The organism is Polynucleobacter sp. P1-05-14, from assembly GCF_018881675.1.
In the GTDB taxonomy this organism is placed as follows: domain Bacteria; phylum Pseudomonadota; class Gammaproteobacteria; order Burkholderiales; family Burkholderiaceae; genus Polynucleobacter.
In genome coordinates, this window is the sequence record NZ_JACVPV010000002.1 from 1 (window position 1) to 13,300 (window position 13,300).

Annotated in this window: 15 protein-coding genes; 10 read left to right on the forward strand and 5 right to left on the reverse strand. The window is 44.1% G+C overall.

All coding sequences use genetic code 11. The features are described from left to right. Nucleotides 1-104: 104 nt before the first annotated feature. Nucleotides 105-473: a helix-turn-helix domain-containing protein gene (locus tag ICN37_RS01915; protein WP_216154494.1), complete on the reverse strand. Its 369-nt coding sequence runs from the start codon at nucleotides 471-473 to the stop codon at nucleotides 105-107. Nucleotides 474-562: 89 nt separating this feature from the next. After that, a complete protein-coding gene (locus tag ICN37_RS01920) occupies nucleotides 563-1,198 on the reverse strand; it encodes an NAD(P)H-dependent oxidoreductase (RefSeq protein ID WP_216154495.1) in 636 nt (211 codons plus the stop codon). A gap of 108 nt (nucleotides 1,199-1,306) precedes the next feature. Here ICN37_RS01920 and ICN37_RS01925 point away from each other — a divergent pair, with 108 nt between their 5' ends. Further along, complete coding sequence (locus ICN37_RS01925) at nucleotides 1,307-1,663, forward strand: DUF1622 domain-containing protein (protein ID WP_215320723.1); 357 nt, start codon at nucleotides 1,307-1,309, stop codon at nucleotides 1,661-1,663. A gap of 70 nt (nucleotides 1,664-1,733) precedes the next feature. On the opposite strand, the gene ahpF is transcribed toward ICN37_RS01925, so the two are convergent. Next, entirely contained in the window at nucleotides 1,734-3,311 is a 1,578-nt protein-coding gene (gene ahpF / locus ICN37_RS01930; RefSeq protein ID WP_216154496.1) for an alkyl hydroperoxide reductase subunit F, read from the reverse strand. A gap of 100 nt (nucleotides 3,312-3,411) precedes the next feature. Continuing rightward, a complete protein-coding gene (ahpC, locus tag ICN37_RS01935) occupies nucleotides 3,412-3,975 on the reverse strand; it encodes an alkyl hydroperoxide reductase subunit C (protein ID WP_072584055.1) in 564 nt (187 codons plus the stop codon). Between the two features lie 285 nt (nucleotides 3,976-4,260). Here ahpC and ICN37_RS01940 point away from each other — a divergent pair, with 285 nt between their 5' ends. The 9 genes from ICN37_RS01940 (at nucleotide 4,261) to ICN37_RS01980 (ending at nucleotide 12,393) form a co-directional block, all read left to right on the forward strand. Further along, nucleotides 4,261-4,800 (forward strand): OmpA family protein, encoded by a 540-nt coding sequence (locus ICN37_RS01940; protein WP_072584056.1) that lies wholly within the window; start codon nucleotides 4,261-4,263, stop codon nucleotides 4,798-4,800. Nucleotides 4,801-4,825: 25 nt separating this feature from the next. Next, nucleotides 4,826-5,221: a hypothetical protein gene (locus ICN37_RS01945; RefSeq protein WP_216154497.1), complete on the forward strand. Its 396-nt coding sequence runs from the start codon at nucleotides 4,826-4,828 to the stop codon at nucleotides 5,219-5,221. A 59-nt stretch (nucleotides 5,222-5,280) separates the two neighbouring features. After that, entirely contained in the window at nucleotides 5,281-6,084 is an 804-nt protein-coding gene (locus tag ICN37_RS01950; protein WP_216154498.1) for a hypothetical protein, read from the forward strand. A gap of 97 nt (nucleotides 6,085-6,181) precedes the next feature. After that, nucleotides 6,182-7,000, forward strand: coding sequence for a hypothetical protein (locus ICN37_RS01955; protein ID WP_216154499.1), 819 nt, complete (start codon nucleotides 6,182-6,184; stop codon nucleotides 6,998-7,000). 24 nt (nucleotides 7,001-7,024) lie between these two features. After that, nucleotides 7,025-7,906, forward strand: coding sequence for a hypothetical protein (locus tag ICN37_RS01960; RefSeq protein WP_216154500.1), 882 nt, complete (start codon nucleotides 7,025-7,027; stop codon nucleotides 7,904-7,906). A 43-nt stretch (nucleotides 7,907-7,949) separates the two neighbouring features. Further along, nucleotides 7,950-9,059, forward strand: coding sequence for a linear amide C-N hydrolase (locus tag ICN37_RS01965; protein ID WP_216154501.1), 1,110 nt, complete (start codon nucleotides 7,950-7,952; stop codon nucleotides 9,057-9,059). Nucleotides 9,060-9,187: 128 nt separating this feature from the next. Then, on the forward strand, nucleotides 9,188-10,981 hold the full coding sequence (locus tag ICN37_RS01970) for an amidohydrolase (protein WP_216154502.1): 1,794 nt from the start codon (nucleotides 9,188-9,190) through the stop codon (nucleotides 10,979-10,981). Nucleotides 10,982-11,028: 47 nt separating this feature from the next. Continuing rightward, complete coding sequence (locus ICN37_RS01975) at nucleotides 11,029-11,679, forward strand: hypothetical protein (protein ID WP_215320711.1); 651 nt, start codon at nucleotides 11,029-11,031, stop codon at nucleotides 11,677-11,679. A 162-nt stretch (nucleotides 11,680-11,841) separates the two neighbouring features. After that, complete coding sequence (locus ICN37_RS01980; RefSeq protein ID WP_216154503.1) at nucleotides 11,842-12,393, forward strand: phasin family protein; 552 nt, start codon at nucleotides 11,842-11,844, stop codon at nucleotides 12,391-12,393. Between the two features lie 4 nt (nucleotides 12,394-12,397). Here ICN37_RS01980 and ICN37_RS01985 read toward each other — a convergent pair whose 3' ends face one another. Then, nucleotides 12,398-13,297, reverse strand: a complete 900-nt coding sequence (locus ICN37_RS01985; protein WP_216154504.1) for a histone deacetylase — start codon at nucleotides 13,295-13,297, stop codon at nucleotides 12,398-12,400. Nucleotides 13,298-13,300 lie beyond the last annotated feature (3 nt).

Genomic DNA, 13,300 nt, shown 5'->3' on the forward strand with positions numbered 1-13,300 from the left:
CTAACTTTTTTAGATAAGCGTTCTCCACTTCTAAATACTGCGCTTTGCGCAGTAACTCGTCATGTGTCAGCTCAGAAGATGGCCTAGCTAGTAGCGCTGCAATCTCACTTTGTTTTGGCATGGGCGGTCGGTCGTCCCTTGGGTTTGGATTGCAAGGCTGCAATACCACCTTCATTGTAGAGTTTTTGCCACATCCAAACCGTGCTTGGAGAAGGGATATTGAAGTGGGCAGCTGCGTAATGAAGGGAGACTTGGTACAAGTCGATGTATTGCAGGACTTGCATTTTGAACGACGCAGTATGGCGCACAGGCTTTGGGTTAAGCCCAGCAATGCCATGGAGCCGATGGGCTAAAACCCAATTACGGACCTGAGCATGACTAATCTTAAATAGATGGGCAACCCGCTTGAGGCCACCAGACTTTAAAAACTCCTTAACTACCTTTAGTTTGAACTGCTTACTGTATTTGCTCATAAAACAAAACCCCCTTGGTTGGACTTGATGTCCAACTTTTGAGGGTCAGTTCACGAAGGTGGTTTTTACTTTTTCTATCCTTCTACTTATTACTCAATCCAAGTAACAAAGTCTTCCTTAGGCTTTCTGACTTTTTTCAAGTTAAGTAACCAGTCCTCATCAGCCTTTCTATAGCCTAGCGGCAGCATGACAACACTGCGCAAACCTTTTGCTTTGAGATTGAGAATTTCATCGAGGGCTGCAGCATCAAAGCCTTCCATTGGTGTCGAATCTACCTGCTCGTACGCTGCCGCAATGAGGGCGGTACCGAGTCCAATATAAGCTTGCTTTGCAGCGTGGGTGTAATTAGTTTCAGCATCTCTTGCGGTGTAACCACTAAGCAGCTTCTGGCGGTAGATGTCACCAGCCTCGCTTTTGAAATTGCGCAGCTTCTCAGTCATATCAAATGATTGATTGATTCGATCTGCCGTATAGGTATCCCAAGCGGCAAAAACGAGTAAGTGAGAAGAATCCACTACTTGGGATTGGTCCCATGAAATGGCTTTAATCTTCTCGCGAATGGCTTTATTGGTGATTACAAATACTTCATACGGCTGCAATCCACTAGAGCTGGCAGTTAAACGAATGGCCTCCAGTATTAACTCAACTTTTTCCTGGGGGACGGATTTTGTGGAGTCCATTTTCTTGGTGGCATAGCGCCACTGTAATTTGTCAATCAAGCTCATTCTGATTTCCTTGGATTTAATCTAGCAATAGTGAGACAGTGTAATTTATAACGAGTGCTAGTGCTAAACGAGCTAATATGTAGGCATTCAATCTCAAAAGACTGCAATATGAATCAAATTGAAATTATTCGCGATGTCAGTGATGTGATGGATGCCCTTGGAGTCGCCGTAGTATCCATCGGTGTTTTATGGGGCCTCTTCTGTTTTGCAAAAGGCCTGATTACGCAGACGGCCGATATCGCCTATAAAACTTTTCGTATTCAGATCGTTCGCTCTTTGATCCTTGGTCTTGAAGTCTTGGTTGCGGGGGATGTGATCCGTACTGTAGCCATCAGTCCAACCTTGACAAGTGTGGCAGTATTGGGCGCCATTGTTTTAATTCGTTGCTTTTTGAGTTGGTCACTCACATTAGAAATCGATGGTCGCTGGCCATGGCAAACGCCTAGACCAGGTCAATCAGAGTAAGTAGTATTTACTTCAATAAGAGAAAGGGAGTCGAAAGACTCCCTTTGTTTTGCTGCAAATTGATTATTAGTTATGCAGCAACCGCTTCTTCTGGCTCGGTAACTGATGAGCGAATGAGGTAATCAAATGCTCCTAGAGAAGCTTTAGCACCTTCGCCCATTGCAATAATGATTTGCTTATATGGAACAGTGGTGCAGTCTCCAGCTGCAAATACTCCCGGCAAAGAAGTTTCACCTTTTGCGTCGACGATAACTTCCCCGTGCTTAGAAAGATCAATAGCGCCTTTGAGCCAATCAGTGTTTGGTAACAAGCCGATTTGTACAAAGATACCTTCCAGTTCAATATTGTGCTCAGTGCTGTTGGTGCGATCTTGGTAGCGCAAGCCATTGACCTTGCCATTGGCACCCAATACTTCTTTGGTGAGTGCGCTCATAACGACAGTAACGTTTGGCATGCTAGCCATCTTCTTTTGCAATACTGCATCAGCCCGCAACTTACTATCGAATTCAATTAAGGTCACGTGACTAACGATACCCGCTAAATCAATGGCAGCCTCAACACCGGAATTACCGCCGCCAATCACCGCTACACGCTTACCTTTAAATAAAGGGCCATCACAGTGAGGGCAGTAAGCAACCCCTTTGCCGCGGTATTCTTGTTCGCCAGGAACATTCATTTCTCTCCAGCGGGCACCAGTACTGATGATCACAGATTTGCTATTCAGAACTGCACCGTTGGCTAATTCCACTTCAAGACCATGATTCGTTTTGCGCAAAGCATTGGCGCGCTGTAAGTTCATGATGTCGACTTCATAGCTCTTCACGTGTTGCTCGAGCGCTTGCACTAATTTAGGTCCTTCCGTTTCTTTTACAGAAATGAAGTTTTCAATACCCATAGTGTCCATGACCTGTCCGCCAAAACGTTCAGCCACAATGCCGGTGCGAATACCTTTGCGTGCCGCGTAGATAGCAGCAGCAGCACCGGCAGGCCCACCGCCAATGACTAAAACATCAAAGGATTCTTTGGCAGAAAGCTTTGCAGCCTCTTCTTTGGGTGTTGAAGTATCTAGCTTGGCAACAATCTCTTCAACGCTCATACGGCCTTGACCAAATACTTCACCATTGAGAATCACAGTTGGTACAGCCATGATTTGGTATTGATCTACCAAGCCTTGATAAAGGGCGCCGTCAACCATTTCATGGGTAACGTTTGGATTGAGGGCTGCCATTAAGTTCAGGGCCTGGACAACGTCAGGACAGTTGTGGCATGACAAGGAGATGAAGGTCTGAAAGCTAAGCTTGTCATCCAATCTAGTAATGCGATCAATCACCTCTTGCTCTACTTTGGCGGGATAGCCACTGGCCTGCAAAATAGCCAAAATGAAAGAGGTCATCTCGTGACCCATTGGTAGGCCGGCAAAGGTAATGCGTGCTTCTTGATCAGTCTTGCTAACGGTAAAGCTAGGAATATGCTCACTCTTACCGTCAGTTTTTAAGCTGATCTTGTCAGACTGCTCGGCTACTTCATTTAAGAGCTCAAGCATCTGCTTAGAGCTGTCGCTGTCATCTAGGCTGGCTACTAGAACGATCGGGCTAACAATCTTTTCAAAATATACCTTTAACTGAGATTTGATATTGGTATCGAGCATGATGATTTCCTTGGGTATTTTTTTAGGTGAGTCTATTGGGCAGGATCTGGTCCTCTCCAATAGACTCTCTTAAAGAGAGTCTATTGATTACTGATTTAACTTAGATCTTGCCTACGAGATCCAAAGATGGAGTCAATGTTGCTGCGCCTTCTTTCCACTTAGCTGGGCATACTTCGCCTGGGTGTGCTGCTGTGTACTGAGCGGCTTTCAACTTACGTAAAGTTTCAGAAACGTCACGAGCGATTTCATTTGAATGAATCTCTGCTGTCTTGATGATGCCTTCTGGATTGATGATGAATGTGCCACGCAATGCCAAACCGGCTTCAGGAATATGAACACCGAACGCGTTTGTCAAGGTGTGTGTTGGGTCGCCAACGAGCGGAAACTTTGCTTTACCAACAGCAGGAGAAGTCTCGTGCCAAACTTTGTGTGAGAAATGAGTATCGGTTGTTACGATATAAACCTCAGCACCCATTTTTTGGAATTCAGCATAGTTCTCAGCTGCATCTTCAATTTCTGTTGGGCAGTTAAAAGTAAATGCTGCTGGCATAAAAATCAGAACTGACCAGTGGCCCTTGAGGGATTCGTCAGTAACCGTTACAAACTTACCATTATGGAAAGCTTCGGTTTTGAATGGTTGAACTGCGGTATTAATAATGGACATACTGTGCTCCTAGTGTTGGTTAATCAATTTCTTTAGTAACTACTACAACTAGAGCAATTTTGAACCTCAGTTGTTTATTTGTCTAATGAATAAATTTGATATTTATGATCGAATTTATAGATAATTGATTCTAGGGTCTCCAGCCTGCTTAAAACAAGTTATTTCAAGACTCTTGAAGAAAATGACCATTTTTTATGGGTATTTGAAAGGCTCGGGTGAGCCTTTGGGCTATAGTGGCCTTAATGCCATTAAAAGCATATTTTTTACTGATTTTGGAGAAATGACATGAGTTTGACGAAACATGGATTAATAGCCTTATCTATTACAGCACTTGCGCTCTTAAGTGCCTGCGTTACTGATGGCAAATACAATCAATTGGACCAGGCGTATAGCCAGCTTCAACAGGCCTACCAAGGTGATGAGGTGGAAATTCGTCAATTACAGGGCGAATTGCGCATTACTATTCGCGACAAAATTTTGTTTCCAGAGGGTGGCTATCGCCTAAATGCAAAAGCTGAGCAGGTTTTAGCAAAAATGGCGCCAACACTTTCTGGATTTAAAAATACAAAAGTGGTTGTTCGTGGCTATACAGATAATGTATCGATCGGAGCCGAGCTACGTAATCAAGGAATTGCTACAAACTTGGACCTCTCTTCAAAGCGTGCGGATAATGTAGTTGACTATCTTATTCGTAAGGGCGTTAGCCAAAGTTTGATTTCTGCGCAAGGCATGGGTGAATCTAATCCAGTTGCTTCTAATGCAACTCCAGAAGGTCGTGCACAGAATCGTCGTATTGAAATTACCTTGGTTGGACCAGGTAATTAATTCATAGCCCATATAAGGATAGAGAATGAAACATTTATTAAAGCTTAGCTCAGCAGCAATTGTTGCTATGGCGTTGACAGCATGCGGTACGCCCGATATCAAAACATCCTCAGCAGATTTTATAAAGGTGAACAACGGTATTTTGACAAGCAGTTATGGCAAGACCATTTACACCTTTGATAAAGACCAGGCTGGTTCAGGAAAATCCGAATGTGTGTCAACTTGTGCGAATAATTGGCCCCCAGTTTATGTAGAGCCAGGCATCATGCTCTCAGGAGATTTTTCTTCTATCGCCCGTAACGATGGTCAAAAGCAGCTAACTTACAAAGGTAAGCCACTGTACTTCTTTGTTAAGGACAAAAATCCTGGCGATAAGACTGGTGATAACGTCAATAATGTATGGCATGTTGTAACGCCATAGTCTTTCGTTTTTAAATAGATATATGTAATAAATGCCACCCTAGGGTGGCATTGCCTTTCATGAAAATACTTTTATCACTTCTTATTAGCTTTTTTGTGTCAGCAAGCTATGCTGAGGACTTATTGGTCCCCGTTTCAAAATTTGACAACGACTCTCAGCGGCTAACCAATAGCAAGGTGTTGGAATTTTGGGGTTATCACAATTACGACGGCAATGATAATTATCAAAATATTCTTAAGCTTCGCTATTACAACCCTTTAGCAGCCGGCGAGTGGCGTGGACGTATACGTCTGGATACTTCTTACGCCTCAAATTACAACTCTATTTCATCGGCTAATAATTCAGGGCAGTACAGTGCGGGCAACACCATGGTGACGGTATGGGGTCAAGATCAAACTTTTCTGAAGCCCTTGGGGGCTTTAGTTGGTGGTCGCGTTGTATTTCCATTTGGCAATAACGGTCAGTGGGCAGTGGGGCCTCAGTTAGGGTGGTCTTTTTTGCCTGAGGTGGACAGCCTTTTACATGTGACTGATTTCTCGCCCTTATTGCGCTATATGTATGGTTTTGACACCAAAAATAATAGCCAAGTCATTAATCCTAGCCAACCAGCGTTGGTAAGGAATCTCCAGGTGTTCCCAACTATTGGCTTCCAGCTATCCCCAAACACGATGTTGCGTTTTTGGGATGAAAACGGCGCAGTCTATAACTCTGCTGGTGGAGGCTGGTTTGTGCCAATGGATGCCATGGTGACACATCGTTTCGCAAGGAGCTGGGTATTTGCAGTGGGGGCTAGCAAGCAAGTGGTTCAAAGTTATCACCAGTACGACTGGTCTACCTACGCGAAGGTCTCCTATAACTTCTAGAGCGCAAGCCTTTAAGTGTTAGGCCTACAGACTATAATTAGTTCCAAAATTTGTATTAACTATTTCCTCACCAATCTTATATTACATCGGTCCTTTTATGAATAAGAAAATTCTCCTAGCATTCTTATCAGTGTCTACATTATTTACTTCGATGGGTTTGGCTTATGCGGATGAGGAGCTTACGCCAATTCCTAAGATTTCTAATCAGTGGACTGTTGATGTAACGCCTTATGTCTGGCTCCCTAATGTTAGTTCTACACTCAACTACAAAGGTCAATACCTAAATACTGCTGATGCGAACATGAATAACATTATTAGCAATCTGAAGTCTGGGGCAATGATTTCTGGAGAGGCGCATTATGGTAGTTGGGGAATGATGGCTGATGTAGTCAGCGCTACCTTGCAAAAGAGCGGTACTACATCAGTTACTCCGGCGCCTGGTTACAACTTTAGGGTGGCGATGAAACCTACCCTTCAGCAAACCATGTTGACTGGCGCGGCTACATATAACCTTGTAAACAATAAAGACGCTAATGTTGATGGTTTATTGGGAGTACGTTGGATTAGTATGACCGCCACGTTGAACCTCGCGCTTGACGGAACAAATTATTCATTGAGCGACTCAAAGACTGTAAGTACCGTTGATCCGATTATTGGCTTTAAAGGGCGCTATCGCATCGCAGATTCCACTTGGTACATTCCTTTTTATGCTGATATCGGTAGCGGAGGTGGAACTACTAATGTTACTTGGCAGGCAATGGCAGGCGTCGGCAAGACTATTGAAAAATGGGTTGATGTCTCCTTGGTTTATCGCGGCCTCTACTATGACATGAGCAGCTCAAAGACAAACGGTGCAGGTTTACTACAAAAGACGACCTTTCAAGGCCCACAATTATCAGCAACATTTCACTTCTAATCCTCAATTCATTAGAAATAAAACATGAACCTCACTCTAAAAATAACAGCTACCTTAGCGGCAGTAGGTGTTTTTGCATCCCCAACTTTTGCCCAAGAAATTCCTGCCCGTGCGGGTATGGTTGCTGCTGAGAAATCAGGTGCTGTAACTGTTTCTGCCAAGTCGGCCGTGGACAGCGTTGACATTGCTAAGAAATTAGCAAATCCAATCGCCAATATGATTTCAGTGCCGCTGCAATACCAATTTAGCCGCGGTGTAGGCCTAAATCAGGGCGGCTCCGAGCAAACTTTATTATTTCAGCCAGTCATGCCATTCAATTTAGGCGGCGGTGACACATTCATCGTTCGCCCTATTGTTGCGGGTGTTAGAGAAACTAGTGTGCAAACTGCGCCTGGCCAATCATTTTCTGGATACGGTATTGCTAGCGTAACTCTTGAGTCTTTTTATGCACCCAATACCAACTCCTCTTGGATTTGGGGTATTGGCCCGTATGCGCAATCACCATCCGGTAATAGCGGTAAGTTTGGCTCACAACAAACTGGTGCCGGCGTGACTGCTGTTGTCTTGAATCGCGAAGGTCCATGGACTTATGGCTTGCTTGGTTACCAATCCTGGAACGTAGGCGGCAATCCAACTTTTGGCACACAAAATAATTTGTATGGACAGCCTTTTGTTGCTTACACCGATAAACAGGCTTGGACATATACAGCCAATATGGAAGCGCAATATAACTACGATACGCATCGCACATCAAACCCTCTATATGTAGGCGTTTCCAAATTGGTGGTGATTGATGGCGTGCCTTTCTCCTTTGGTGCTGGTCCTATGTATTACGTCAGCAATACACCCGGTGGGCCATCTGGTTGGGGTGCGCGTGCTACGGCCACACTAGTTGTTCTTAAGTAATTTGCTGCAGAGTTTCCCACTTATAAAAGATAGGAAGTTAATCATGAAAAAACGGATGTTTAATAAATTACTAGCCACTTCGGTTTCAGTTACCTTGGCATTTGCTCCATTGGTGAGTGAAGCCTGTACTAGCTTCTTGCTCAAAGGTAGTGATGGTGGCTATGTTTATGGCCGCACAATGGAATTCGGTTTGCCTTTGAATTCTCAGTTAACTACCATTCCAAGAGCTTATGCCCATCAAGGAATTGGTGTTGATGGTAAGTACGGCTCAGGCTTGAATTGGAATTCTAAATATGCAGTAGCCGGCATGAATGCACTTGGCTTGCCTGAGTTGGTAGATGGCATGAATGAAAAGGGTCTCATCGGAGGCGTACTTAACTACCCAAATAGTGCTGCTTACCAGGCAGTTACCCAAGCTGACTCAGCAACAAGCATCAATTCAGTTCAGGTGCTCACTTACGTGCTGACAAATTTTGCTACTGTTGATGAGGTGAAGGCTGGTCTACCAAAGATTAAAGTCAATGGCGCGAAGTTGGCTGTTTATGGGAATCAGACACCACCAGTGCACTATACATTGCACGATGCCAATGGTAAAAGTATCGTAGTTGAGTACTCCAAAAATGGACTATCTATCATTGACAACCCAACGACTGTATTGACAAATGACCCTCCGTTTCAAGATCACCTCAATAGCATTGGAAGCTATGCCAATCTCTCTAAGGTAGAGAAGCCACCACTAGTCATTAATGGAGCCACTTACGCAGCACCGAGTTCTGGTAATGGATTGCATGGCCTTCCTGGAGATTTCTTGAGCCCAAGCCGTTTTATTCGCGCACTATTTTTATCAAACTCAGTGCCAACAAACTTTACCAACGCCCAAATGGACGGTGCTGCTTGGCACATTCTAGGAAGCTTTGATATTCCTCCTGGATCAGTGACCTTGCCAGCTAGTAATCCTTATGGTGGCGGCACTGGCGGTTATGAGGTAACTGAATGGAGCATTGTGGCCAACAATAAAACCATGGTTTACAACGTCAAGATGTTTGAAAACAATAATACGTATGCATTTGATTTGAAAAAAATGGATGTGAATGCTAAGGAAATGAAGTACGTTAAATTAGCTCAGCCAAAAATTGTAGTCCCGGTTAATTAATGGATTTAAATTCGGCTATCTGATATTAATAAGAGGCTCGCTTGTCGAGCTTCTTTTTTAATTAGATTGATGATTGCAATTGAAGTATGGTTAGTATTCTATAAATGAAGGTTTGATAGAGGCCCCCAGTGAACCTAAAGTCTAAAATTATTTATGCCGGTGTATTAGGTCTTTTCTCAAGTCTAGCTTCAGCGGTTCAGTTGCTTGATCCACCATCAACACCTAAGGCCACTGATATCACTGTGTTTGTGGCTAAAAAAATTGTCACGATGGATCCGGCGATTCCGAATGCAACCGCTGTTGCTGTTGCGGATGGGCGTATTTTGTCCGTAGGCTCTTTGGAAGATATGAAGCCTTGGACAAGCAAGTACCCTACGCAAATTAATCGGGATTTTGCTAATAAAGTGATGTACCCGGGATTCATTGAGCCACATGCACATCCTTTGTTGGGCGGTATTTTGTTCAACAAACCATTGCTGACACCATCGCCAATGCCAAATCCATGGGGGGCAGCATTTCCTGGGGTTGCTAATTTACAGTCAGCAATGACACAGCTCAAAAAATACTCTGATGACATCAAGGATCCGAACAAGACTCTGTTGGCATGGGGCTTTGATGTGGTTGCTATGGGAAAGATGCCTGACCGCCAACTTTTAGATCAGGCTTCTAGTACCAGGCCAATTGTTGTTTGGGACGCTTCTGGTCACGATATGTACGTCAATAGCGCTTTCATCAAGTTCTATGGCATCACACCTGACAAAGTCAAGAATGTGAAAGGCATAGGTATTGATAAAGATGGTCAATTGAACGGTCAGTTTTTGGAAATTCCTGCAGTAACTTATATTTTGGGTATTGCTGGAAAAGATATTCTCAATCCGAGTGAGATTCCGACTGACTATTTGTATATGAGCGATCTCATGCAGCAAGGCGGAATCACCACTTCTGGCGACTTAGCTTTTGGAACATTGAATATTGATATGGAGCTCAAGATTGCTAAGGCTTTTAGTCAATCCTCGGCAGGTGCTTTACGAATTGTTCCGGTCGTTTACGCGGAGCCTTTTATTCAGAAGTATGGTGATAAGGCGATTGCAGAAGCACAGGCCCTACAACAGCAAGATAACGACCGTTTGATATTCCAAGGCGTGAAGTTTTATAGTGATGGCGGTTATTTGCCAGAGACCATGCGCATGCAACATCCAGGTTATACCGATGGCAGCCTAGGATCATCAAACTACAAGTCAGCTCAAGACTTTGCTGCTGCAATGAGGCCTTGGTGGGATGCTGGCTATCACATTCACATTCACAGTAATGGCGATATTGGTAATCAAAATTCGATTAATGCTTTGCAGTTAATGATCGATGCCAAGCCGAGATTTGATCATCGTTACACAATTAACCACTTTGGCATTCCATCGACTGCAATGGTAATGAAGATTAAGGCTCTTGGCGCAGTAGTCAGTGCCAATATTTCTTATATTTCCGAGCGCGCTAAATTGGAGTATCCAGCCTTAGGTATGGATCGTGTGTCTTATGCGACTCGACTAGGTACCTTAGTTCGTAATGGTATTGTTACTTCCATTCATTCGGACGCGCCTGTATCTGCCCCTGTGCCATTAAAAGAGGCATGGACTGCAGTAACTCGTAAGGATGTGTATAGCGATGGCAAGGTGTGGGCTCCAGCGGAGGCGGTAACCGTCTCTGATGCGATGAAGATGATTACCATTAATGCTGCTTACACATTGGGTGTAGAAGATAAGGTCGGAAGTATTGAGGCCGGTAAGTTCGCGGACTTTGCAATTTTGGATGCCGATCCGCAAGCTATTCCCGCAATTAAAATTAAGGATGTTGGAGTGTATGCGACAGTCTTAGGCGGTAAAGTCATCCCCGTATCAGAAACCAAGAAGCCCAGACCCTTAGATTAATACCCTCAATTGAGACTGACTATTTAAACCTTATCAATCACCTAAATATGACCAATACACATCATTCTTTTTTGAAATGCTTTGCCTTAACTTTGCTAGCGGCATGCTTTCTAGCTGGCTGCCAATCGACCGGTCAAAATGGCAAGCCACTCACAACTGCAGAGATTATTCAAAAGCGTGACGCTACATTAAAGATGTCAAAGACGGGTCTTGATGCATTGATCAAGCAAAAACCGGATGTTCAAAAAGAAATTGATCAGGCGGCTGGATATGCAGTCTTTACGACTACCAATGTCAATATTGTCTTGCTGGTAGTAGCCCGTGGCGAGGGTGTCCTGTTTGATAAGCGTCGCAAAGAACCTATTTTTATGCAAGCGCTCAAAACAGGTGAAGGTTTGGGGGCTGGCTATCAAGATCAGTACCAAGTGGCGATCTTTAAGACCCCGGGTGCTATCGATCAGTTTTTGTTGACTTCGATTGATGGTCGTCGTGGTGGCATCGATGTAGATGCAAATTTTTCTGCTGGTTCTGGTGGTACGATTCGCTCCTTTAATCCCGAAATTACCTTCTATACAGTGGGACTCTCAGGATACGATTTACAAGCTAACTATGGCGGCACGCTCTATTTAGTAGATCAACAGATTAATAGTGCGGCTACTCTAGACAGTCTTCCAAAGAAGAAGCCCGACTCAAAGTAAGAAATAGAGTGTATTGATCTCTAAATGCTGATGGAGCCCCAGCTAGTAATAGCCGGGGCTTTTCTTTTGCCTGTATCTGGTAGATCTACTGGTTTTTCTCTATAGAAACCCGCCTGAACCAGAGTAGATTGGTATCTGGGATTACCCATCTGAAAGGTTGATATGAGCAAGAAATCACTTGATATGAATGCAATGCCAGGACAGCAAAGAGCTATTGATGCGACTAAGGCAGCTGGGCGCGTGGCGATTGAAAGTGCTCAGGCAATCGCACAGATTAATCAGCAGGCGACACAGGAATTAGCCGGCATGATTCAGAAGAGGGTAGCTGAGCTAATGAAAACTCAGAACCTTCGATCTGCATTTGAATTTGTTCATGCCGAAGTGCTGCAGGATGCTGCTAAAGAGATCTCTCAATATCACAACCAATTACTTCAGGTGCTTAAAAGCGGTAATCAAGAGCTCGCTGATATTGCTGAAACCATGATTCAAGAATCTAAGGCAGATTTAATTCACTTTGTAAATGATGCAACGGATAATGCGCCGCTTGGTAGCGAGGCTTATGTCTCTGTATTCAAAACCTCATTTAACAACGCATTGCAAAATTTTGAACTGATTCGCGCTGCAATGGCGGACTCATTTACAAATTTTGAGAAGAGCGTCGAGAATGTTGGCAATCTCGCCAGCCCAAAAAGCACCTCAAAAAAGAAGGGCTAGAGATTTAATATTGCTTCTGAAATTGCAGGGCGGTCTTAATGGTCTGAAAGTGAATATCTACTGTAGATGTCATTTCCTTTCCGTAGCCGCCCGCCATTGAAAACGCGATGGGTAGTTGTCTATCCAAGGCATACTGAAATACCGCCTCATCCCGTAAGCGCATTCCTGCTGTACTGACATTCAGCCTTCCTAGGCGATCACTTTCATGGGGGTCTGCACCAGCTAAGAAAATGAGGCAGTCTGGCTTGAAGCGTGAATCCAGTTGATCTAGGGATTGGCGCAGGGCATGTAAATAGGTGTCATCTTCGCAGCCATCCTCTAGACCCAAATCAAGATCGCTCTCTTCTTTTTTAAAAGGAAAGTTATTTTCCCCATGAATAGAGAGGGTGAAAATAGAATCATCATTTTGCAGTATCGATGCAGTGCCATTTCCTTGGTGCACATCTAAATCAATCACTGCAATCTTCAGGGATGAGCTAATCTCTTTTTGTAAAGTGCGGGCTGCAATAGCGGAATCATTAAAAACACAAAACCCACTACCAGAATCTCGATATGCATGATGGGTGCCGCCCGCAAGATTGGCGGCAATACCTTCTCGTAAAGCAGTTTTGGCTGCAGCAACCGTGGCGCCTGCTGAACGACGTGAACGTTCCACCATCTGCTCACTCCATGGAAATCCAATCTCTCTTTGCTCTTGCGGAGAAAGTCTTCCTTCAATGACTTTAATGAGATAGCTTGGATCGTGAGCGAATAGGATTTGGGTATCTGTTGCGGGTGGTGCTTCTACAAGCTCAATATTTTTTTCTCCACTCACCAAATCACGTAATCGAGAATACTTTTCCATCGGAAAGCGATGCCCCTCTGGAAGTGGCAATACAAAATGGTCGGTATAAAATGCCTTCACGCT